General features: G+C 74.3%; 17 protein-coding genes. 7 read left to right on the top strand and 10 right to left on the bottom strand.

Translation table 11 applies throughout. The features are described from left to right. Positions 1 to 10: 10 nt before the first annotated feature. A complete protein-coding gene (locus Apa02nite_RS32225) occupies positions 11 to 481 on the bottom strand; it encodes a TspO/MBR family protein (protein ID WP_203828386.1) in 471 nt (156 codons plus the stop codon). 125 nt (positions 482 to 606) lie between these two features. Continuing rightward, positions 607 to 1,809, bottom strand: coding sequence for an MFS transporter (locus tag Apa02nite_RS32220; protein ID WP_203828385.1), 1,203 nt, complete (start codon positions 1,807 to 1,809; stop codon positions 607 to 609). Between the two features lie 73 nt (positions 1,810 to 1,882). Here Apa02nite_RS32220 and Apa02nite_RS32215 point away from each other — a divergent pair, with 73 nt between their 5' ends. Beyond that, the gene (locus Apa02nite_RS32215) at positions 1,883 to 2,656 is read left to right on the top strand and encodes a (2Fe-2S)-binding protein (protein WP_203828384.1); all 774 of its coding nucleotides are present in this window, start codon (positions 1,883 to 1,885) and stop codon (positions 2,654 to 2,656) included. 2 nt (positions 2,657 to 2,658) lie between these two features. Here Apa02nite_RS32215 and Apa02nite_RS32210 read toward each other — a convergent pair whose 3' ends face one another. Both Apa02nite_RS32210 and Apa02nite_RS32205 read right to left on the bottom strand, forming a co-directional pair. Continuing rightward, positions 2,659 to 2,997, bottom strand: coding sequence for a hypothetical protein (locus Apa02nite_RS32210; protein ID WP_067693748.1), 339 nt, complete (start codon positions 2,995 to 2,997; stop codon positions 2,659 to 2,661). A gap of 541 nt (positions 2,998 to 3,538) precedes the next feature. Beyond that, complete coding sequence (locus tag Apa02nite_RS32205; RefSeq protein ID WP_239164719.1) at positions 3,539 to 7,624, bottom strand: nSTAND1 domain-containing NTPase; 4,086 nt, start codon at positions 7,622 to 7,624, stop codon at positions 3,539 to 3,541. A 74-nt stretch (positions 7,625 to 7,698) separates the two neighbouring features. On the opposite strand from Apa02nite_RS32205, the gene Apa02nite_RS32200 reads away from it, so the two are divergent. The 4 genes from Apa02nite_RS32200 to Apa02nite_RS32185 all read left to right on the top strand — a co-directional run bounded on the left by Apa02nite_RS32200 (position 7,699) and on the right by Apa02nite_RS32185 (position 11,848). Further along, the gene (locus Apa02nite_RS32200; protein ID WP_203828382.1) at positions 7,699 to 8,763 is read left to right on the top strand and encodes a sensor histidine kinase; all 1,065 of its coding nucleotides are present in this window, start codon (positions 7,699 to 7,701) and stop codon (positions 8,761 to 8,763) included. After that, entirely contained in the window at positions 8,760 to 9,425 is a 666-nt protein-coding gene (locus Apa02nite_RS32195) for a response regulator (protein ID WP_203828381.1), read from the top strand. The genes Apa02nite_RS32200 and Apa02nite_RS32195 overlap by 4 nt, the downstream gene beginning before the upstream one ends. Positions 9,426 to 9,683: 258 nt before the next feature. Further along, positions 9,684 to 10,640 carry a DUF4034 domain-containing protein gene (locus Apa02nite_RS32190; RefSeq protein ID WP_067693733.1) on the top strand — a complete coding sequence of 319 codons (957 nt, stop codon included), beginning with the start codon at positions 9,684 to 9,686 and terminating at the stop codon, positions 10,638 to 10,640. Positions 10,641 to 10,654: 14 nt separating this feature from the next. Then, positions 10,655 to 11,848 (top strand): oxygenase MpaB family protein, encoded by a 1,194-nt coding sequence (locus Apa02nite_RS32185; protein ID WP_203828380.1) that lies wholly within the window; start codon positions 10,655 to 10,657, stop codon positions 11,846 to 11,848. Here the strand turns inward: Apa02nite_RS32185 and Apa02nite_RS32180 are convergent. The 3 genes from Apa02nite_RS32180 to Apa02nite_RS32170 all read right to left on the bottom strand — a co-directional run bounded on the left by Apa02nite_RS32180 (position 11,799) and on the right by Apa02nite_RS32170 (position 15,516). Beyond that, positions 11,799 to 12,221 carry a hypothetical protein gene (locus tag Apa02nite_RS32180; protein WP_203828379.1) on the bottom strand — a complete coding sequence of 141 codons (423 nt, stop codon included), beginning with the start codon at positions 12,219 to 12,221 and terminating at the stop codon, positions 11,799 to 11,801. The two genes, Apa02nite_RS32185 and Apa02nite_RS32180, sit on opposite strands and share 50 nt — an antisense overlap. A gap of 655 nt (positions 12,222 to 12,876) precedes the next feature. Next, positions 12,877 to 13,440, bottom strand: coding sequence for a GNAT family N-acetyltransferase (locus tag Apa02nite_RS32175; protein WP_239164711.1), 564 nt, complete (start codon positions 13,438 to 13,440; stop codon positions 12,877 to 12,879). 48 nt (positions 13,441 to 13,488) lie between these two features. Then, complete coding sequence (locus Apa02nite_RS32170; RefSeq protein ID WP_203828377.1) at positions 13,489 to 15,516, bottom strand: PAS domain-containing sensor histidine kinase; 2,028 nt, start codon at positions 15,514 to 15,516, stop codon at positions 13,489 to 13,491. A 184-nt stretch (positions 15,517 to 15,700) separates the two neighbouring features. On the opposite strand from Apa02nite_RS32170, the gene Apa02nite_RS32165 reads away from it, so the two are divergent. Then, on the top strand, positions 15,701 to 17,431 hold the full coding sequence (locus tag Apa02nite_RS32165) for a GAF domain-containing SpoIIE family protein phosphatase (protein ID WP_239164710.1): 1,731 nt from the start codon (positions 15,701 to 15,703) through the stop codon (positions 17,429 to 17,431). 95 nt (positions 17,432 to 17,526) lie between these two features. Beyond that, complete coding sequence (locus Apa02nite_RS32160) at positions 17,527 to 17,853, top strand: STAS domain-containing protein (protein ID WP_067693714.1); 327 nt, start codon at positions 17,527 to 17,529, stop codon at positions 17,851 to 17,853. A gap of 23 nt (positions 17,854 to 17,876) precedes the next feature. On the opposite strand, the gene Apa02nite_RS32155 is transcribed toward Apa02nite_RS32160, so the two are convergent. The 3 genes from Apa02nite_RS32155 to Apa02nite_RS32145 all read right to left on the bottom strand — a co-directional run bounded on the left by Apa02nite_RS32155 (position 17,877) and on the right by Apa02nite_RS32145 (position 21,344). Continuing rightward, positions 17,877 to 18,515: a DivIVA domain-containing protein gene (locus Apa02nite_RS32155; protein WP_239164709.1), complete on the bottom strand. Its 639-nt coding sequence runs from the start codon at positions 18,513 to 18,515 to the stop codon at positions 17,877 to 17,879. Then, positions 18,512 to 19,306, bottom strand: a complete 795-nt coding sequence (locus Apa02nite_RS32150) for an AbfB domain-containing protein (protein ID WP_203828375.1) — start codon at positions 19,304 to 19,306, stop codon at positions 18,512 to 18,514. The genes Apa02nite_RS32155 and Apa02nite_RS32150 overlap by 4 nt, the downstream gene beginning before the upstream one ends. A 175-nt stretch (positions 19,307 to 19,481) precedes the next feature. After that, positions 19,482 to 21,344, bottom strand: a complete 1,863-nt coding sequence (locus Apa02nite_RS32145) for a hybrid sensor histidine kinase/response regulator (RefSeq protein WP_239164708.1) — start codon at positions 21,342 to 21,344, stop codon at positions 19,482 to 19,484. Between the last annotated feature and the right edge of the window lie 121 nt (positions 21,345 to 21,465).

The following is a 21,465-nucleotide window of genomic DNA, read 5'->3' as shown; positions in this document are numbered from 1 at the left end:
GTCACCGCGGTCACTCGTCCGGGTTGAGGCGGACGATCGCGGCGTTCAGGGCCGTGGCGAACAGGGTCCAGGCGACGTAGGGCGCCAGGGCCGCACCGGCGAGCCGGTCGGTGTCTGCGGCGCGGCGCCAGAGCAGCACGTTGGAGACGTTGAGCGCGGCGATGCCGGCCAGCGCGACCTTCGGCCGCTCGGCGCGGAAGAACAGGCCGCTCCAGGCCGCGTTCAGGACGAGATTGACGCCGTACGACCGTACGAACGCCGCCCGGTCGGCCTCGGAGCCGCGGTTCAGCGCCCGGGTGCCGGCCACCGCGATCAGCGCGTAGAGCGGCGTCCACACCAGCGGGAACGCCACCGGCGGCGGCTGCCAGGACGGCTTGCGCAGCGAGCGGTACCACGCCGACGACGGATCGGTGGCGAGCGAGCCGGCGCCGGCCGCGGCCACCACAGCCGCGGTGGTCTTCACCCAGGTGGGAATGGTCATACCCGGCCCTTACCCGGCCACGGCGCGTTTACCCGGATCCCGGCCGGGCACGCTGCGGGCCCCGGCTGGCGCTCAGGGGTGCCTCGACGGCCTCGAGGCACCCCTGAGCACCAGCCGGCCCGCCGCTAGCCGGCCGGGATCAGCGGGCCGCGGCGGCCGAGGGCCCAAATCAGCAGGGCCAGGCAGCTCAGGGCCATCCCGGCGACGGTGACGGCGGTCCAGCCGCCGGCGTTCCAGAGCACGGTGGCGGCCGCCGAACCGGCCGCGCCGCCGAGGAAGATGCCGGTCACGTACGCGGTGTTCAACCGGCTGCGGGCCTCGTGGGACAGGGCGAACAACCGGGTCTGGTTCAGGATGTTCACCGCCTGCAGCGCGGCGTCCAGCAGCAGCACCGCGACCACCACCAGGATCACCGAGTGCCGGGCGAACGCGGCCACCACGAACGCCAGCAGGATCACCACCCAGGCGACACCGGTGGCCGGCAGCGACAGGCCCCGGTCGTGCAGCCGGCCGGCCCGTTGCGCGGCCGCCGCCCCGGCCAGCCCGGCCAGGCCGAACAGCCCGATGATCCACGTCGGATAGCCGAACGGCGGGCTGCTGAGCAGGAACGTCAGCGCGGTCCAGAACATCGTGAAGGCGGCGAAGCCGGTGGCGGCGAGAGCCAGCGTCCATCGTACCGAAGGGAACTTCACGACGACCGCCGCAACCGACGCGATCAGTGCCGGATAAGCGATCCGGGTCTTCGGTTCCAGCACCGGGACGGCGCGGTGCAGCAGGGCCGCGGACAGCACCGTGATCACCGCGGCGGCCAGGTAGATGGCCCGCCACCCGGCCAGGTCGGCGACCAGCCCGGCGATCGTCCGGGAGGTGAGGATGCCGACCACGATGCCGGAGGCGACGGTGCCCACGGTCCGGCCGCGGTGCGCGTCGTCGGCCAGATCCCCGGCGAGCGGGGTGAGGATCTGCCCGGACACCGTGGTCAGCCCGAGCAGCGTGATCGCCACCAGCAGGAACTCGATCGACGGGGCCACCGCGCACAGCACCAGCGCCGCGGCGGCACAGAGCAGCATGACCGGAATCAGCCGGCGGCGGTCGAGCCGGTCTCCGAGCGGCACGAACAGCAGGATCCCGGCGGCGTACCCGAGCTGGGTCGCGGTGATCAGCCAGCCGGCCGTGCCGGGCGGCGCGTGCAGATCCGCGGCGATCGTGCCGAGCAGCGGCTGCGCCCAGTACAGGTTCCCGACCGCGGCGCCGGCCGCGACCGCGAACAGGAAGGTCAGCCCGCGCGTCATGGTCCGCGGCCCGGTGCTGGTGGTGGTTCCGGTCATGACCTCTGATCCAACCCGGCCTCCGGCGCGGGTGGGAGTCTCTGCCAGAAGCCCCATGCTTAGGGTGGAGCCCATGGTCGACGCCACCGACGCCCTGCGCGCCGCCTCGCTGCTCGGGCCGTATTTCACCTGGCAACCCCGGGACGCCGACCCGGCGTGGCGGCCGTTCACCGACCTGCTGGACGAACGGGTGCTCGCGGACCGGGTGAGCGCGGGGCGGGACACCCTCGGACACATGTCGGGGCTGTCCCGCGACGCCATCGGTGAGCGCGAGGTCGCCTCGATCACCTTCCTCGGGCTGGCGTCCCGGCTGCTGTCGCCACTGCTCGGCGCGGCCGCCTCGGGAGGCGCCCTGCCGTTGCCGGAACCGGACAGCCTGTGGTGGCGCGCGGCACCCGCCGGACCGCTGCCGATCGCGTTCCAGGGCCTGACCGCGCTGCCCTGCGCGGGCGAGCCGGCCGCCGTGATCGGCTACCACCTGGCCAGGTTCACCCAGGTCCGGCCGCTGCTGGACGTGTTCCGCGCCCGGTTCGCGCTGTCACCGCAGGTGCTGTGGGGCAACGTGGCGTCGGCGCTGGGCGGCGCGGCCGGCATGATCGCGGACAACCGGCCGGCCGACGCGGCCCGCGGCGCGGCGATCGTCGAGGCCACGCTGCTCCAGGAACCGCTGCTCGGGACCGCTGATCTGATCCGGCCGGACACGGGCCGGGACCGCTGGTTCCTGGTCCGCCGCAACTGCTGCCTCTACTACCGCATCCCGGGCGGCGGCACCTGCGGCGACTGCGTGCTGACCCCGCCCGAGGACCGCAACCGCCAGTGGCGGGCGGTCCTGAGCCGCGGCCGGTGAACCTACGGTCCGGGGACCGGCGGCGCGATCACCGAGAGTTCCAGCGCGGCGGACATCTCCGCCCGGCCCGGACCGCCGGACCGCACCCACCCGACCACGTCGTCCAGCACCAGATCGTCGAGGACCAGGCCGAACCACACCGGCCGGGCGCCGGCCCTCCTGGCCTCCGGCGCCGGCTGCACCACCAGGACGTTCGACTGCGCACAGACATCCAGGCAGAGACTGGTCCGCACCCGATGCCCCGGCGCCAGCTCCGCCGTCAGCCGGTCCACCTGCGCCGCGTGGTCCACCGTCGGATGCTTGCCCACACTGCCGCAGCAGCAGTCCCGGCACACCGTCACCGTGCACCCCTGGTCCTCATTCACAATTGATCACCCTAGAGCGACAACCCTCAAGACCCTTTTCCAGTACGACCACGGAGCGCTCGTCCGCAGGCTACGAGCCACGTCCCGCCCGTGAGGCCCCGCGACACCGCAGCGCGTCAGGACCGAAGCGCGCCTCTCGGCCGTGGGGCCCCGCGAGACCGCTGCGGGTCAGGACCGAAGCGCGCCTCTCGGCCGTGGGGCCCCGCGAGACCGCTGCGGGTCAGGACCGAAGCGCGCCTCTCGGTTCTGGCTGGCTCTCAGGGGTGTGTCCGAGCTTGCGAGGCACCCCTGAGAGCCAGCCAAGACCCCGGGTCGCGGCAGGGCGGTGAGTGGCAGCGGTCTCGCGTGGTGACCGAGGCGGATCAGGGCGTCGCGGCCGGAGCCGGCGCGCCGCCGGGCCTCGCGCCGCCTCACGGGCGGGACTCGGCTCGTAGCCTGCGGGCGGGCGCTCCGTAGTCGTACCGGATAGGGGTCGGAAGCGGAGACGGCCTCGCGCCGACGGAGGGGGTTACCAGCGCTAGGGGCACGGGTCCTGATAGGGGGCGTCGGGGATGAGGGTGTGCCAGGTGGACTCGGTCAGGGTGCCCGTGGTGGTGCGGCAGATGCGGGCGGCGCCGGCCCGGGGGTCGAGGTTCCACACGCGGGGCTGGGCGTCCGCGATGCTGGTCAGGGTGCGGCCGTCCGGGGTGAACAGCAGTCTCGTGACGGTGGCGGTGTGGCCGGTCAGGGGTTCGCCGAGGGGCTGGGCGGTGTCCGGGTCGGTGACGTCCCAGAGGCGGACGGTGTGGTCGGTCGCGCCGGTGGCCAGGGTGTGTCCGTCCGGGCTGAAGGTGACCGCGGTGACCGGGGCGGTGTGGCCGGTCAGCGGGCGGCCGCGCGGGATGCGCAGGTCGACGTCCCACAGTTCGATCGTCTTGTCGGCGGTGGTGGCGGCGAGCAGCCGGGAGTCGGGGCTGAACGCGAGAGCCAGGTACCCGGACGCCTGATCGCTGAGCGGCACACCGACCGGCACCGGGCGGGCCGGCCGGCTGACGTCCCAGAGCCGGATCTCCTTGCTGGTGCCGGCGGCCAGCAGGCGACCGTCGGGGCTGAACGCCAGCGCGGACCGGTTGTCGTGCGTGCCGGCGTTCACCGCGGGGCCGAGCCGGGCCGGGTGCGCCGGGTCGGCGAGGTTCCAGAGCCGGATCTCACCGTCGAGACCGCTGCTGGCCAGGACCGGCTCGGCGGGGTGGAAGGCCAGCGAGTTGATCTCGTTGAGGTGCGCGCCGGGGATGACCGCGAACCGGCTGCCGCGCGGGTCGGTCAGCGCGATCCGGCCGGAGCGGTCGGCGGTGGCGGTCAGCCGTCCGTCCGGGCTGACCGCCAGCGCGGTCCCGCCGCCGGGCACGGTCCCGCCGGCCGGCGTCTCCGGGAACCGCCACAGGTACGCGGTCGCGTCGTCGCCCGCGGTGACCAGGCTCGTCCCGTCCGGGCTGAACGCGGCGGTCCGGCCGGCGCCGGCCCGGCTCGCCGGCGCGGGGTCGACGAGCGCCGACGGTGACCGCGGGTCGGTGGTGTTCCACAGCGCGGTCCGGCCGTCCAGGCCGGCGGCGGCGAGCCTGGTGCCGCCCGGGTCGAAGGTCACCGCGCCGAAGCCGGCCGCCGGGCCGGGCAGTGGTGCGCCGAGGGCCTCGGCACGTTTCGGCACGGCCAGGTTCCAGAGCCGGACGGTGCCGTCGAGGGCGCTGCTGGCCAGCACCGGCAGGGTCGGGTGGAAGGACAGGCCGGTGATCCCGGCGGTGTGCCCGGTCAGCGGCGTACCGATCCGTTTCGGGCGTCCCGGGTCGGTGACGTTCCAGAGCTGGATCAGCCCGCCGTCGCCGCCGGTGGCGAGACGGGAGCTGCCGGGCTGGAAGGCGACCGCCTCGACCGGTGCCGCCGTCCGCTGCGGAGCGCCGAGCGCCACCGGGTGGGCCGGATCCGCGACGTCCCAGAACCGCAGCGTCCGGTCCGCGCCGCCACTGGCCAGGACCTTCCCGTTCGCGCTGAACGACACGCTCGACGCGGCCGCGTCGTGCGCCTTCCACCCCGGCCCGAACGGCGTGACGTGCGCCGGGTCGGCCAGGTTCCACAGCCGGACGCTGCCGTCCGACGCCGACCCGGCCAGCACCTTCCCGGACGGGTCGAACCGCAGCGAGCGCACCTCGCCCGGATACCGCAGCGGCTCGCCGAGCGGCGCCGGCCGGTCCGGGTCGGTGGTGTCCCAGAGCCGGACGGTCCGGTCGGCGCCCGCGGTGGCCAGAACGTGCCCGCGCGGCGCGAACGCGGACGCCAGGACGGCCCGGGTGTGCCCGCGCAGCGGCTGGGCGAGCAGCGCGTTCTCCGCGTTGATCAGCCGGGACCGGGTGGTCGCGGTGGGCCGCCGCTGGTGCAGGACCAGGTCGAGCCGGGCGGCGAGCGAGTCGTCCGTGCCGCGCAGCCGGTCGGCCTGCGCGGCGATGGTGGTGGTCACCGCGTCGTCGCGCTGGCGTACCGCCTCGGTGCGCTGCCGGGTGGCGACAACCGCGCCGGTGCCGGTCAGCAGGGTCAGCGCGGCGAGCGTGACCAGGGCGAACCGGCGGGCCAGCACGCCGCGGCGTTCCCGGCGACGGGAGACGCGCAGGAAGTCGTGCATGTCCGCGCTGAGGTCCTTCTCGTGCAGCGCGGACCACTCCCGGGCCTCGGCCAGCCGGCGGCCGCGGAACAGCAGGGACGCGTCGGTGTTCCCGTGCTTCCACGCGGCGGCCGCCTCGCCGACCGCGCGCCGGGTGCCGTCGCGGTCGGCGCGCAGCCACTCCCCCAGCCTCGGCCACGACGTGAGCAGGGCCTCGTGCACGATCCGGACCTGCCCGGTGTCGGCGGAGACCAGCCGGGCGCCGGTCAGCGCGTCCAGGGCCCGGCGGGCCGCGAGCGGGTCGCGCCCGATGCCGAGGGCGGCCGCCAACGGAAGCGGGCGCCGGGTCACGGTGCCGCCCGGCGCGGTGGTCATGCCGAGCATCAGCAGGTGTACGGCGAGCCGCCCGGCCGGGTCCAGGTGCTCGTACATCTGCTCGGCGGCCCGGCCGATCGCCCCGCGCACCCCGCCGGTCGCGGCATACCCGTGCGTGGTCAGCATCCGCCCGTCACGCTCCTGCCACGTCCGCAGCAGCGCGTACGACAGGTACGGCAGCACACCGGCATCCGGCACGACGGCGTCCTCGCGGCGCGGGTCGGCGCCGACGTCCCGGAGCAGCACCTCGATCAACCCGTCCTGCAGGGTCAGGTTCCGCAGCGCGGCCGGTTCCCCGATCGCGGCGCGCAGCCCGGCCGTGGTCATCGGCCCGGCCACCACCTGGTCGTCGGCGAGCGCCTCGGCCAGGATCGGCAGCTCGGTGCACGGCCCGTGGAAGTCGGACCGCACGCTCAGCAGGACCAGCGCGCGCGTGGTGGTGGCCGCCTCCTGCAGCGCCGCGACGAACGTCCCCCGCACCTCCGGCCCGGCGCCCTGGGTGAACAGCTCCTCGAACTGGTCGACGATCAGCACCAGCCGGCGCCCGTTCGACGGTGCCGCGTCGGCGAGGTCGCGCAGCGTGCCGGCGAGGGTGCCGAGCGGGTCGGCGCCCGGGGTCATCGACGCGTACCGCCAGCTCTCGCTGCCCGGCAGGGCGCCCTTGCGCAGCGCCGGCAGCACCCCGGCGTGCAGCACCGACGACTTGCCGCTGCCGGACGGCCCGATGGTCACGCACAGCCCGCCGGACCCGGCCGCGCGGCCCAGGCGCGCGATCAGCCGGGCGGTCAGCCCGGCCCGGCCGAAGAACACGTCGGCGTCGTCCTCGGCGTAGGCGTCCAGGCCGAGGAACGGCGACCGCTCGTCGTCGAGCACCCGGGCCGGATCGACGTCCCGGTAGGCACGGTTGGCGGTGAACACCAGGTTGCCCAGGTGGTTGCGGAGCTGCAGCCGGGGTACGGGCCGGCCCCGTCGTCCGAGTTCCCGGGCCAGATGCTCGTGGATCACCCGGAGGGTCAGCAGGCGCGGGCAGCGCGGATCGCCCCCGCGCAGCAGCTCGAGCGCGGCGCCGGTCATCACGGTGTGCTCGGCCGGGGTGTGCTCGGTCGCACCGGCCGAGGCGAGCAGGGCGCCCCGCCCGGTGACGTGCGGCGTCGCCCGGTCGCTGTAACAGCAGTCCAGCACGAAGAGCACGTCGAGGCGCTGCAGGTCGGCGGTCACGTCGGCCAGGCGCACCGCCTCGTGTGCCGGGCCGGTGGTGGCCCGGGTGGCCAGGTGCAACTCCCGGTCCGGGCCGATCACGCCGTGCCCGACGTACCAGAGGATCAGGGTGGAGCCGGCCCGGCCGGCGGCCGTGGTGATCGCGGCCCGCAGCTCGGCGGCGTCCGCCGGGTCGATCAGGACCGTGGCGTTCTTCTCCGGGACACCGCACCACCGCACCAGCGTGTCGCGGACCGCCCGGGCCGAGGTGGCCGCGGCCGGCACGTCCGGGAGCGACGACCCCTCGACGTGCCCGGCGGTGCCGACCACCAGGACCTGCACGTCACCCAGCGCCGGAACGCCGGTGGCACTCGCGGACCCGTCAGCCGTCACTTGCATCCGCACCCGGTAATTAGACCGGGCGAACCATGCCGAAAGCACCACCCGCGCGGGTGACTGCCTACAGTGGTGCCATGCCCGGCCGGCGGCTCGTCCTCGTCCCCCTCGTGGTGATCGGCGTCAACGCGATCTTCCTGCTCGCCGGGCCCGGCGGCGAGCACCGGCAGGCCTGGCCGTGGGGCTGGGCGCTGCAGGTGGTCAGCGCCGGTGCGCTGCTGCTGCGGCACCGGTGGCCGGGCGCCGTGCTGGTGGTGACCGCCGGCGCCGCGCTGCTCTACTACCCGTTCGGCTTCCCGGACTCGCCGCTCGGCGCCGGATTCGTGATCGCGCTGTTCACCGTCACCCGGGCCGGGCGGCGGCTGGCCGCGGCGGGCGGCGTGCTGCTGCTGTTCGCCGGTGTCCCGCTGATGGCGTGGCTGATCTACGGCGACGCCCGGCTGATCCAACCGGCCGAGGCGGTCGGCCAGGTGGCGATCCTGCTCGGCCCGGTGGTGGCCGGGGAGAGCGTCCGGGCGTGGCGGGAACGCGCCGAGGCGGCCGCCCGGGAACGCGAGACGCAGGAGCGGCTGCGGATCGCCCGGGAGCTGCACGACGTGCTCGCGCACCAGATCTCGCTGATCAGCGTGCAGGCCGGTGCGGCGCTGCACCGGCGGGACCCGGACGGGGCGTTCGAGGCCCTCGAGCACATCCGGGCGGCGAGCAAACAGGCGTTGCGGGAGTTCCGTACCGTGCTCGGCGTGCTGCGCGACGACGCCCCGCGGGTCTCGCTGGCCCGGCTGCCGGAGCTGCTCGCCGAGGTCCGCGCGGCCGGGGTGGACGTCCGGCTGACCGGCGAGCCGCCGCGGGACCTACCGGCCGCGGTCGACGCCGCGGCGTTCCGGATCGTGCAGGAGTCGCTGAGCAACGTGTTGCGGCACGCGGGCGCGCGCACGGTCCGGATCGACATCCACGAGGCGGGCGGCCGGTTGGCGCTGCGCGTCGACGACGACGGCGCGGGCGGCGCGCCGGCCGCGCCGGGGAACGGGTTGCGGGGCATGCGGGAACGGGTGGAGACGCTGGGCGGGACGGTCGAGGCCGGCCGTGGTCCGGAAGGCGGTTTCCGGGTACGCGCGGAGCTCCCCCGGGCGGTGCCCGCGTGATCCGGGTGCTGCTCGCCGACGACCAGCGCCTGGTCCGGGCCGGGTTCCGTTCGATCCTGGGCGGCGAGCCGGACATCACCGTGGTGGGTGAGGCCGGCGACGGCGCCGAGGCGGTGCGGCTGGCCCGGCGGGAACGGCCGGATGTGGTCTTCATGGACGTACGGATGCCGGTCCTCGATGGTCTGGAAGCGACCCGGCGGATCGCCGCGGACCCGGAGTTGAGCGATGTCCGGATCGTCATCCTGACCACCTACGAGCAGGAGGAGTACGTGTTCGCCGCGTTGCGTGGCGGCGCCGCGGGGTTCCTGCTCAAGGACGCCGAGCCGGCCGAGTTGATCCACTGTGTCCGGGTGGTGGCCCGCGGCGACGCGCTGCTGGCGCCGTCGGTGACCCGGCGGCTGATCGCCGACGTGGCGTCCCGGGTGCCGCCGCCCGCTCCGCCCCCGGCGGCCTCGACCCTCACCGCGCGGGAGGGCGAGATCGCCGACCTGGTGGCCGGCGGGCTGTCCAACGACGAGATCGCCCGCCGGTTGACGATCTCACCGGCCACCGCGAAGACGCACGTCAGCCGGGTGCTGGGCAAACTCGGTCTGCGGGACCGGGCCCAGCTGGTGATCTGGGCCTACGAGGCGGGCCGGGTCCGGCCGGGCTGGCTCAGCTAGGCGCCGTTCCGGGTGATCGCCGCGGTCGTCGCGCTCCACCGACCCGCACGCCCCTGGTGTCCCGGCGCCGCTCCCCGCCGGCGGCCGGGGTACCGGTGAGCATCTGGCGCCAGCGGGCTTCGGCATAGCGGAACGGGGTCGTCGTGGCGAGGAACTCGTGCAGCGCGGGAAGCAGCCGGTCCGCCGCTCCATACCCACGCCGGGCCCCGGTCACGGATCGGTTTATGATCCTCGATCACCATCGGGGGGAGCACCATCATGTGGCCGTTCGGGCGCAAGAAGCCGCAGACGCTCGTCATCGACCCGGCGTACGGGGAGCCGCAGGCGCGCGCGCTCATCGACGCGCTCGAGGCCCGGGACTGGCGGACCGCGCGGGACGTCTTCGGCGCGGCCGGTGACCCGGACGACCACGCGTTCCTGATGGAGGCCGCCGCCGGCGTCGACGGGGTGCAGGACTGGATCCCGGAGTGGGTCGCGGCCGAACCGGACTCGACGCTGCCGGTCCTGGTCCGAGGCTGCCACGCGGTCGGCTGGGCGTGGGAGGCACGCGGCGCCAAGACGTCGCAGCACACCAGCCGGGAACAGTTCCAGGAGTTCGCCCGGCGGCTGCGGCTCGCCGAGAACCTGCTCGACGAGGTCACCGCCCGCGACCCCGGGCAGGTCACCGCGTGGACCTGGCTGGTCACGTCGGCGCGCGGCCGGCAGGTGAACCCGGGCGAGGCGGACGCCCGGTTCCACGAGGTGGTCACCCGGCACCCGCACCACGTGCTGGCCCACGAGCAGCGGCTGCAGCACCTGTGCGCCAAGTGGTCCGGCAGCCACGAGAAGATGTTCGCGTTCGCCCGGGAGGCGACCGCGTCCGCGCCGGACGGGAGCCTGCTGCCGGAGCTGATCGCGGTCGCCCACCTGGAGAAGTGGCTGTCGCTGCCGAGCGGCGAGGACGAGACGTACATCCAGGCGCCCGGGGTGCGTGACGAGCTGGTGGCAGCGGCGCAGCGGTCGTTCCTGCACCCGGCGTACCAGCGCCGGGTCGGCTGGGCGCCGCGGGTGGCGACGTTCGCGCTGACCGCCGAGCTGGCCGGGGCGTTCGAGATCGCCGGGCGGGCGCACGACCTGCTCGGTGACCAGGTCAGCAAATGGCCGTGGATGTACTGCGGTGAGCCGGTCGCGACGTTCCAGCGGGGCCGCGACTACGTCCACGAGAACCGCCCCTGAGCCTATGGTGGGGCATGGTGCCGACGAGGTTCGGGGCGGATCGGGGCTGGGGTGAGCGCGCCGCCCGGCCGCTGCGCCTGCTGGCCGGGGCCGGGGCGCGGCCGACCGCACCGGAGATCGCCGCGCTGGAGAGCGGCCTGAACCGGCGCGACGAACCGGCCGCCGCGCTGATCCGGGCCGTCCGGGCGTCGCCCACCCTGACCGTCGGTGACCTGCACCGATGGCTGGCGGCCGGGCCCGCCGACGACGCGCCGGAGCCGTTCGCGGCGTTCTTCGCCACGGTCCGGGACCGGCCCGCCTGGGTCGACGACGAGCTGCTGGCCCGGGGTGCTCTGGCCTGCCGGGCGTTCGGGATGGACGCCGGGCTGGTGCTGGCCTACGGGTCGCTGCTCGGCGGCTACCGCACCGGCGCGGCCCTGGAGCCGCTGGTGCGCACCGGGCGGCTGGCCGGCGGCGAGACGCTGCGCCGGATCCGGGAGACGTCGCTGTGGTGGCGCGCGATCACCGCGCCCGGCGGGCTGGCGCCGGGCGGGGCCGGGCTGGCCGCCACCCTGCACGTCCGGGTGATGCACGCCCTGGTCAACGCGCGCCTCGAGGCCGACCCGAGCTGGGATCACGCCGGCCGCGGCCTGCCGATCAACCAGTACGACCAGGCCAGCACCCTCGGCGTCTTCTCCACCAGCTTCCTGCTGCACCTGCGCCTGCTCGGCGTGCGGGTGTCCGGTGCCGACGCCCGCGCGGTGATGCACCTGTGGTGTTACGTCGGCTGGCTGCTCGGTGTCGACGACGACTGGCTGCCGCACACCGAGCGCCAGGGACGGCGGCAGCTGTACCACTTCCTGTCGTACGACCCGCCGCCGGACGCGAACAGCGTCGCCCTGGCCCGCGCCCTGATCACGATGGCCGACGACGCCACCTCCGGCCCGCGCCGGGTCTACGAACACGAACGCGCCCTGTCGGTGAGCGGCTGGCTGCTCGGCCCGGCGGCGATGCGCGACCTGGGTCTGCCGTACCGCCCGCCGTGGTACGGCCTCGCCCGCGTCGCGGCGAACCTGCTGGTCAGCCACGGACTGGGCCGGTTGCCGGGCGGGCGTTCGCTGCTGCTCGCGCGGGGCGAACGGCAGGCCCGCGCGCAGTTCGCCCGCTGGGGTGAGCCGCTCAGCTCTCCGCCTGGTACTCCTCCACCTTGGCCACCGTCCAGCCGATGAACTCGGCGACCTCCTCGGCGTCCTCGCCGAGCGCCCAGTCCTCGATCGTCTCGGCCAGCCCGTCGGGCAGCCCGGGCGTCGACACGTAGCTCAGGTCCTCGTCCTCGAGGATCCGGTCACGATGGATCCAGGTGCCGTCCGGGTCGAGTTCGTCGCCGGCCGCCGCGTACCCCTCGAGACCGTCGTCGCCGGCGGCGAGGATCTCGTTGGTCCGCCAGTCGATGATGTCCCACGCGTTCTCGCCGAGCTGGCCGCCGCTGATGATGCGGTGCCCCTGCCCCTCGAGCTCCTCGATGAGGCGGCGGGTCCGGCCGGCCACGGCATGGTTGGCCTCGAGCACGGCGATGATGTGCGTCTGCAGCAGGTCGCTCACGGATCCCCCGGGATGATCTTGTAGTTCTCGGTGCAAGCTTATGCCACCGCGCACTCGTTACCGGATCGATAAGGTACGGTCGTCGATCACAGCGCTACGGGAGGCGGCACCATGGTCGATATGTTCTGGGTCCGGCGGATGGACGCGATCACCGGTGGGGCCATCGTGCTGACCGTCGACGCCGTGGTCTTCCTGATGACCGCCCTGATCGGCGCGCCGCTGCTGCTGTTCTTCCTGGCCGATGAGGACGGCACCACCGGCAGCCTGTTCCCGCTCGCGATCGTCTGGGCGGTCTCCGCGGTGCTCGGCGCGGCGTCCACCGCCAGCACCGTCCTGATCAGCTCCCGCGGCACCACCCAGATCCGCCGGGCCGGCGCCGCCACCGCCCTGGCCACCGCCGCCGCGACCGCCGGCCTGGTCGCCACGTCGGTGAGCTCGTCGCCGGTGCTCGCCATGGTCAGCGCGTTGTTCGCCGCCGCGAACCTGGCCGCCGCGAAGATGCTCTTCACCGCGGAGCCGGCCGCGCTGACGCCGGCGCCGTTCGTGCCGGCCGTCATGCCGGAGGCGTTCCTGCTGGCCGCGCCGCTGGCCGAGGCCGAGGTCCGGACCCGGGACACCATCGAGATCCAGGTCCGCCCGCCGGCGCCGCCGAAGGTCACGACCCGGCCGCGGCGTCGCGGTCCGGCCGCGATGCGGACGATGGACGGGGTACGTCTACCGCGCCGCGCCACTCGGGCGCCAGCATCGCGTACCGATCGGAGTCCCGCCACCCGTCGCGGATGAGGTGCGTCTCGCGCATCCGCCCCTCGTGGCGCATGCCGAGCCGGCGCAGCACGGCGGCCGAGGCGACGTTGCGCGGATCGCAGGTCGCGAAGATCCGGTGCAGCCCGTGCTCGGTGAACCCGAGGGTGAGCAGCTCCCGGGCCGCGGAGGTGGCGACGCCGCGGCCCCAGAACTCCGGGTGCACGAGGTAGCCGATCTCACCGACGCCTTCGCTCCGCAGGAACAGCTCCACGTTGCCGACCGTCCGCCCGTCCCGGACGATCGCGTAGGGGAACCGCTGCTGCGGCCGCTCGTCCCAGGCCTGCGCCGCGACCCGCGCGAACTCCCGGGTCTCGTCCAGGGTGTTCGGCCCCCACGCCTGATAGACGCAGACCTCGGGCCGCCGGGCCCACTCGTGCACGGCCGGCCAGTCCTCGAACCGCAGTGGTCTCAACACCACCGCCACGCTAACCGGCGCGGTCCCGGCGCGGGAAGCGGGCGGCGGTTACTCCGCCGGTCGCAGCGGGAGGCACAGCCGCACGACGGTGCCGGAGGGATCGTTGTCGGTCAGCTCGATGGTGCCGTGGTGCAGGTGCACGATCGTCCGGGCCAGGCTGAGGCCCAGGCCGTGGCCGGCGATGCCGTGATGGCGCACGTTGGTGCCGCGGTAGAACCGGTCGAAGACCCGGCCGTGCTCGCCGGCCGGGACACCGATGCCCAGGTCGGCCACGCACAGGTGCGCGGTGGCCGGGTCGACGGTCAGCTCGACCCGGACCGGGGCGCCGGCCCGGCTGTAGGTGATCGCGTTGATCAGCAGGTCGTCGACGACCTGCCGGAGCCGGACGGCGTCGCCGGGCAGCGGCACGGTGTCCGGCAGCACGGCCTCCAGCCGCACCCCGGCATCGGCGGCGATGAGCCGGGCCGCGGTGATCGCCTCGCCGGCCACCGCGGCCAGGTCGACGGTGCCGCCCTCGATACCGGCCCGGCCGGAGTCCAGGTGGGCCAGGTCGAGCAGGGCGTCGACGATGCTCTGCAGGGTGGTCGCGTTGCGGTCGATCGCGGCGACCATCTGCCGGTGCTCCTCGTCGAGCAGGCCGACGTCGTCGACGAGCATCCGGGAGTTCGCGGTGATCGAGGTCAGCGGGGTGCGCAGCTCGTGCCCGACCAGGTTGATGAAGTCCTCCTGCACCTGGCTGAGCTGCCGGGCCACCTGCTCGGCCCGGTGCAGCGCGACGTACGCGCCGAGCTGGGCGGCCACCCCGCTGAGCAGCACGACGAGCTGGTCCTCGTGCAGTTCCGGCTCGGCGGCGTAGCAGGTGAGCACGCCGAGCAGGGTGCTGCCGTTGCGGAGCGGGACGGCGACCACGGTGCCCACCCCGTGCGTGAGGCAGACCTCCAGGCGCTCCCGCTCGTAGTCGGTGCACCGGTCGCGGTAGGCGGCGATGTCCGGCAGCAGGATCGCCTGGCCGGTGTCCCAGACCCGGCCGGTGATCGCCTCACCGCGGATCGGCACGTGGCCGAAGAAGCCGCTGTCCTCGAGGTCCTCGGCACTCCAGTGCCCGGCCGCCCGCAGCGCGCCGGACCGTTCGTCGATCAGGAACAGCTCGGCGCCCGGCCAGCCGAGCGTGGTGACCACGGTCCGCAGCACGGTCGGCGCCACCTCGGTGATCGACGCCGATGACGTCAGGATCTCGTCGACGGTGTCCTGGCAGGCCCGGAACTGCTCGAGCCGGCGGATCGCGGTGACGTCGTGGGCCACCGACATCGCGCCGATCCGCTGCCCGTCCGGTCCGACGATCGGCCGGGCGGTCGTGGCGAACGTCTGCGGGCTGCGCCCGGCCACCCGGACGTGCACCGTCTCGTCCACCGTCTCGCCCCGGCAGGCCCGGGGCAGCGGGGTCAGCTCCCAGGGGATCGGCTCGGCCCCGCCGTCGGCGAACGCGACGCTGGTGGCGATCTCCGCCGGGGTCGGCAGCGGTCCGATCCCGGGCAGGCCCATGATCTCGCGGGCGGCCCGGTTGAGCACCACCAGCTTGCCGGTGTCGTCGCAGGCGCCGACCCCGACCGAGAGGCTGTCCAGCAGGGTGGCCAGGAACGTGTCGTTGCGGTCGGCGCGTTCCTCCGCGCTGGCCTGTCCGGACAGGTCGGTGAGGAAGACGCAGGCCAACGGGCCGGACTCGGCGGTGATCACCGAGACGGCCGCGCGGACCGGCAGGTAGTGCCCGTCGCGGTGCCGGAACCGGACGTTGCGCCGCACCGGAAGCCGCGGGGCCTGGGCGAACAGCCGGGCCAGCGCCGACGCGGTCGGCCCGCCGTGCTCCGGCTGCAGGGTGTCGTCCAGGTGCCGGCCGCAGACCTCGTCCGAGGTGAATCCGAGCAGTTCCTGGGCGACCCGGTTGACCCCGCGCACCACCCCGTCGGCGTCGACCGCCAGGAACGCCTCCTGCACGCAGTCCAGCAGTACGGCACTGTCCAGCGACGCCGTCCAGGCCGACCCGGCGGCCGCCGTGCCCGGCGCCGCCCCGTTCGCCATCACTCGATCAGCCTTCTCCCTGACACCAAGGGGCCCCGATACGCACAGTGTGCGCCGATCTGGCGGCGTTACTTGCCGGTCTGCAACAAATGCCCACCTCAGAGGTAGGGTCCACCTCCGAAATGTGTGAGGATTCGTGGGTGCAGAATCCTCCGCCCGCCTCAGGCGACCTCGTGGGGAGCGCGTGAACGCAGCGGCCCGTGTCACCGCACTGCACCGGACCGGGCTCACCGCTTCCGCCGACCCCACTTTCGACAGGTTCGCCGCGATGGTGCGTGCCGCGCTGCGGGTGCCCATCGCACTGGTCACCCTGGTGGAGCCGGACCGGCAGGTCTTCCCCGGCGCGTGCGGGCTCGGCGAGCCGTGGCAGCGGCAACGGCACACCCCGCTGTCCCACTCGTTCTGCCAGCACGTGGTGATCAGCGGCGCCCCGCTGGTCGTCGAGGACGCGCGCACCGATCCCCGGGTCGCCGGCAACCTGGCGATCGACGAGCTGAACGTGGTCGGCTACGCCGGGATGCCGCTGACCGACCAGACCGGGCTGGTGCTCGGTTCGCTCTGCGCCATCGACACCGCACCGCGCCGGTGGACCGCCGCCGAGCTGGAGATGCTCGCCGACCTGGCCGCCGCCTGCTCGGACAGCCTGCGGCTGCGGATCGCCGGCCACGACGCGCGCCGCCGCGCCGACCAGACCGGCGCCGCGCTCGACCGTGTCCAGCTGCTGCTGCGCGCGAGCGTCGCGCTGGCCAACACCAGCACCGCCGAGGACATCGTCGGCGCGGTCCGCGACCTGGTCACCGGGACCCTGGACCCCGCGTACGTGGGCCTCTCGCTCGTCGACGCCGACGGCCGGATCGAGCTGCAGTCCGGCCGGGACCTGCCCGCGCACCTGGCGAGGCAGTGGCGGGGCTACGCCGGCACCGCCACCACCCCGTCCGCGCTGGCCGCCCGGGAGGGCGCGGTGGTGCTGCTGCCCGACCTGACCGCGGTGCTGGACCGGGCGCCGGACGCGGCGGGCACCTTCGCCGAGATGGGCTGGCAGGCCGCGGCGAGCGTGGCGCTACCCGGCGCGGAGGCGCCGATCGGCGCGCTCACCTTCGTCTGGAAGCGGCCGTACGCCCTCGACGCCGCCGAGCAGGCCACCCTGGCGGCGCTGGCCGGATACGTCGCGCAGGCCCTGCAGCGCGCCGAACACCTCTCCGCCCGGGAGAACGTCGCCACGGTCCTGCAGAAGGCGATGCTCACCGACCTGCCCGGCGCCGCCCCGTACGAACTGGCCGCCCGCTACGAACCCGCCGCCCGGGGCGAGCAGGTCGGCGGCGACTGGTACGACGCCGTCCGCCTGGACCGGCACCTGGCCCTGGTGGTCGGGGACGTCACCGGCCACGACATGCGCGCCGCCGCCCGGATGGGCCAGTTGCGCAACATGCTGCGCGCTTTCCTGACCGACCGGAACGAGCCGCCCGCCGCCCTGCTGCGCCGCCTGGACGCCGCCAACCAGATGCTCGGGCGGATCACCGCGACCGCGGTGCTCGGCTACCTGGCCCCGGACGGCGCCGGGCACCGGCTGCTCTGGTCGAACGCCGGGCACCCGGTCCCGCTGCTGCTGGACGCGACCGGGGTGACCGCGCTGACCGGCCACGACCCGATGCTCGGGGTGCTGCGTGAGCTGCCGCGCCGGAGTCACAGCCGGCATCTGGCACCCGGGTCGACGGTGCTGTTCTACACCGACGGCCTGATCGAGACCCGGGACCGTCCGCTCGACGACCGCGAACAGGAACTGGCCGAGGCCCTGCGGCACCTGGGCGGGGCCCCGCTGCCCGAGCTGCTCGACCGGCTCTACACCACGTTCGCCGGCGACGACCACGAGGACGACGTCGCGATGCTGGCGGTCCGCACCCCGTTCCGGCCGTGACAGGCATGCAATCGGCGGCTGAGGGTACGTAATCGCCATTCAAGCGTCGCGGTGCCCGCAGGCCGAGCGCACCGCACGCGGCCCGAGGACTCATCATGACCACTGCCCCGCAATGGTCGGCACACGTCACCGAAGAGGGTGACACGAACACCGTCGCGCTCACCGGCGAACTCGATCTGCTCGTCGCCGACGAGCTCACCCAGCTGCTGATCACCCGGCTCGACCGGCCCGGCACCGTCCGCGTGATCGCCGATCTCACCGCGGTCACGTTCCTGGACTCGGCGGCCCTCGGCTCGCTGATCGTCGCGTACCGGCACGCCCAGGAGACCGGCGAACGGTTCACCCTGGCGAACCCGACCCGCCCGGTCCGCCGCATCCTGGACATCAGCGGCGTCTACGACATCCTGACCGACGCGGCCTGATCCTGGCGGATCCTCAGACCGGGTCAGGCGCCGAGGTCGGTCAGGCGCCGGGTGGCGTCGTCGGCCACCGCCGCCCGGATCTGCCGGACGACGTCGGACAGTTCGTTGATCTCGTCGAGCGCGGCGGCCCGCTTGGCGGTCAGCCCGGCGATCGCCTCGGCGTGCGCGTGCCGGGCGTCCGCGACGATCGTGGAGGCCCGCAGCTGCGCCTCGCTGACCAGCTGCCCGGCCTTCGTGATCGCCTGCTCGACGAGCATCTCGGCCTCCCGGTGGGCGTCGCCCAGGTGATCGTCGGCGGTCCGCTGTGCCATCTCCAGCATCCGCGGGTCGGCCGGGCGCCGGGCGGCCGACGCCGCCGCCCGCGCCTGCTCCAGCTCGGCTTCCAGGGCCCGGGCCCGTTCCTGCGCGACCAGGCAGTCCAGCTCCGCCCGGCGCACCCGTTCGGCCAGGTCGGCGTGGTCGGCCAGATCGGTGTGGGTGAGCTGGTCGGTGAGCGTACGGTTCTCCGACTCCAGCCGGCGCATCTCCCCGGCGACGTCGTCCAGGAACCGGTCGACGTCGTCCTCGTGGTACCCGGTGGTACCGGTGTGCGGTCGCCGGAACGCGACGCTGTCGATCTCGGCCGGGGTGAGCGGCACGGCGACACCTGCCTTTCTGATCACAGCGGGGCGACCGTGCGGAACACCGTCGCCGCCTCCTCGAGTCGCAACTCGTCCCCGCTCACGTGCATGTGGAGGGACGGATAGTTGGTGGACCGCAGCACGAACCCGGTGCCCCGCGCCACCGGGCAGAACGTGGCGTCCTGCTGGAACAGTGCGGTGCCGTCCGGCGCGGCCAGCCGGATCACGAAGCTCTGGTGTCGCAGGAAGGTCCCGGGTACCCCGGCGGCCTCGAACGAGACGCAGGCCGGGTCGGACCGGCCGGCCCGGACCACGAAGCGGCTGTCGGACCGGTCGGTCGTGGAGCTGGTGGCGCTGATCGTGTCCAGCCTGGCCACCGCGTCGCGGTGCCGGACCCGCCGGGTGGGGTCGCCGGCCGGGGACAGGCCGACGGTGGTACCGACCACCGGCAGGACCGGCAGGCTCGGCGCCGGACCGGCCGAGGTGGCGGTGGTGGCGGTGACCGGGCGGGAGCTGGCCGGACGGCGGGTCGGGGTGTAGGGCGCCGACTCCGGCGACCGGCTCGGGGCGGGGCCGACCGACACCGGCGGGGAGACCCGCGGCAGGGTCGGGTACGGCTCGGCCACCGCCGGGACCGGGTCGTCGTCGCCGGGTCCCCGGACCATGCCCAGGACCACGGCGTACCCGATCAGGGTAAGGGTGACCGCGCCGGCCAGCGCCAGCAGCGGGCCGCGCGGGATCAGCGGGCCGTCGGAGCGCCGGGATCCCTGGTAGGGCGGGTTCCGGCGGCCGGCGCGGACTCCCGCTGGCACCTCGTCCTCCGGCATTCCCATCGCTCTCCGGTCAGCTGCCGACCTGTGCACGTTCCCATACCGACGCGGTAACGCCCCTGGTCAGGTCGGTGCAGGGAGGACAACAGACCTGACCCGGCCCACGTCGCCACGAAGTACACCCGCCACCACCTCCAATGTCAACATCGAGTGGCGGCCATGCACCCATGAGTGAGGTTCAGGCGTCGCTGTCCGCATGATCGACGGCGAGCGCCTCGGTCACCCCGGCGAGCAGCTCGATCGCGGTGAACGGCTTCGGCACGATCCGGGTGCCCGCGTCGATGCCGTGCTGGCGGCGCACCTCGGCTTCGCTGTACCCCGACATGAACAGCACCCGCAGATCCGGGCGGCGGCTGCGGAGCCGGGCCATCAGCGCCGGGCCGGAGCGTCCGCGCAGCACGATGTCACTGATCACCAGCGACACGTCGTCCAGGTCCATCCGGGCGAGTGACCCCTCGCCGAGCGCGGTGGCGCGATACCCGTGGTCCTGGAGGATCCGGGTCACCAGGTCCCGTACGAAATCGTCGTCCTCCACCACCATGATCAGCTCACCGTGACCGGGGGCCGGGTCCGGCGCCGGGCCGGTCTGCGGTGCGACGTCGGCCGTGGCCGACGGCAGCAGGATCCGGAACGTCGTCCCGATCCCCGGCGCCGAGTCGACGGCGATGTGCCCGCCGGCGTCACCGACGATGCCGTAGACGGTCGCCAGCCCGAGCCCGGTCCCGCGGTCGGCGGACTTGGTGGTGAAGAACGGCTCGAAGATCCGGTCGCGCACCTCGGCGGTCATCCCGCTGCCGGTGTCACTGACCGTCAGCTGCGCGTAGCGGCCGGGCGGCAACGGGTCCGCCGGCCCGTCGGCGAATTCCACCCGGTCGGTCTCCAGGACCAGCACCCCGCCGGTCGGCATCGCGTCCCGCGCGTTGATCACCAGGTTGAGCAGGATCTGGTCGAGCCGGCCGCGGTTGGCCCGGACCGGCATGACGTCGTCCTGCGGGCGGCAGATCAGCCGGATGTTCTCGCCGATGGTCCGGCTGAGCAGGTCGTCGGCCTCGATCACCACCCGGTTCAGGTCGATCGTCTCGACCTCGGTCGGTTCCCGCTTGGCGAACAGCAGCAGCTGCCCGGTCAGCGACCGCGCCCGGTCCGCGGCGCTGCGGATCCGGCCGAGGTCGTCGGCCGCCTCGCCGGTGACCTCGTCGGCGAGGAAGTCCGCGTAGTTCAGGATGATCGCGAGCAGGTTGTTGAAGTCGTGCGCGACCCCGCCGGCCAGCTGGCCGAGGCTCTCCAGCCGGTCGGCGCGCGCGGAGCGTTCCCGGGCCTGCCGCTCCTCGGTGACGTCACGTTCGGTGGCGGCAGCGGCGACCACCGCGCCGGACCCGTCGCGGATCGGCCAGACGGTCGCCGAGACCAGGAACGGCGTGCCGTCCTTGCGGACCCGGCGGGTCTCGGCCAGGAAGAGCTGGTCGCCCGCGGCCAGCCCGGCCAGGGCCAGCTCCAGGGCGTCGCCCCGGTCGGGCGGCAGGATGACGTCGAAGGACCGGCCGATCGTCTCGGCCGCCGTCCAGCCGTACATCCGTTCCGCGCCGCTGTTCCAGGTCAGCACGATGCCGTCGAGGGTGCTCACGATGATCGCGTCGCCGGACTGCTCGGCGAGCGCGGCCAGCATCTCGCGCTCGCGGATGGCGCCCGCGGTGGATCGCAGCATCCGCCGGTGGTGGTAGGCGAGCAGCCAGCAGATCGCGGTGGTGAGGGCCACGAACAGCAGGCGGGCGTACTGGGCGCTGTCGCCGAGCAGCCCCTGCCAGGTGGAGACGGCGAAAGCGGCGGCGCACGCGTAGCCGCCCACCGCGAGCACGGCCGGCGGGCTGGCCGACGGAGCGGCGAGCGCCGGCCCGATCGCCACCATGCCGAACAACAGACCGTTCGCCGGCAGGGCCGCCGAGATCGCGGTGAGCACGGTCACCATCAGCACCGAGACCAGGAGGTACGTCGTCCGCAGCCGTCCCCGTACGTCGGCTGCCACGATCGGAAACTTGCCCACCGGGGCGACCTTTCCGCGAGGCTGGTCCTGATTTGTCCGGGCCCCAGAGTAGTCCTCTTCCCGCAGAGATTGCCCCCGGACAACTATCTGCGGCTGTCACAGATCGCCGGGCTGCCCGGTC

This window comes from Actinoplanes palleronii, from assembly GCF_016862315.1.
GTDB classification, from domain to species: Bacteria; Actinomycetota; Actinomycetes; order Mycobacteriales; family Micromonosporaceae; genus Actinoplanes; species Actinoplanes palleronii.
Note: the sequence above shows the minus strand (reverse complement) of the source record. Positions and strands in the feature narration are given on the sequence as shown.

Coding starts and splice junctions, on each gene's coding strand:
- Apa02nite_RS32225 (WP_203828386.1), bottom strand. CDS start 481: ATGACCATTCCCACCTGGGTGAAGACCACCGCGGCTGTGGTGGCCGCG.
- Apa02nite_RS32190 (WP_067693733.1), top strand. CDS start 9,684: ATGTGGCCGTTCGGGCGCAAGAAGCCGCAGACGCTCGTCATCGACCCG.
- Apa02nite_RS32205 (WP_239164719.1), bottom strand. CDS start 7,624: ATGCAAGTGACGGCTGACGGGTCCGCGAGTGCCACCGGCGTTCCGGCG.
- Apa02nite_RS32160 (WP_067693714.1), top strand. CDS start 17,527: ATGACCACTGCCCCGCAATGGTCGGCACACGTCACCGAAGAGGGTGAC.
- Apa02nite_RS32170 (WP_203828377.1), bottom strand. CDS start 15,516: ATGGCGAACGGGGCGGCGCCGGGCACGGCGGCCGCCGGGTCGGCCTGG.
- Apa02nite_RS32185 (WP_203828380.1), top strand. CDS start 10,655: ATGGTGCCGACGAGGTTCGGGGCGGATCGGGGCTGGGGTGAGCGCGCC.
- Apa02nite_RS32215 (WP_203828384.1), top strand. CDS start 1,883: ATGGTCGACGCCACCGACGCCCTGCGCGCCGCCTCGCTGCTCGGGCCG.
- Apa02nite_RS32150 (WP_203828375.1), bottom strand. CDS start 19,306: ATGGGAATGCCGGAGGACGAGGTGCCAGCGGGAGTCCGCGCCGGCCGC.
- Apa02nite_RS32200 (WP_203828382.1), top strand. CDS start 7,699: ATGCCCGGCCGGCGGCTCGTCCTCGTCCCCCTCGTGGTGATCGGCGTC.
- Apa02nite_RS32220 (WP_203828385.1), bottom strand. CDS start 1,809: ATGACCGGAACCACCACCAGCACCGGGCCGCGGACCATGACGCGCGGG.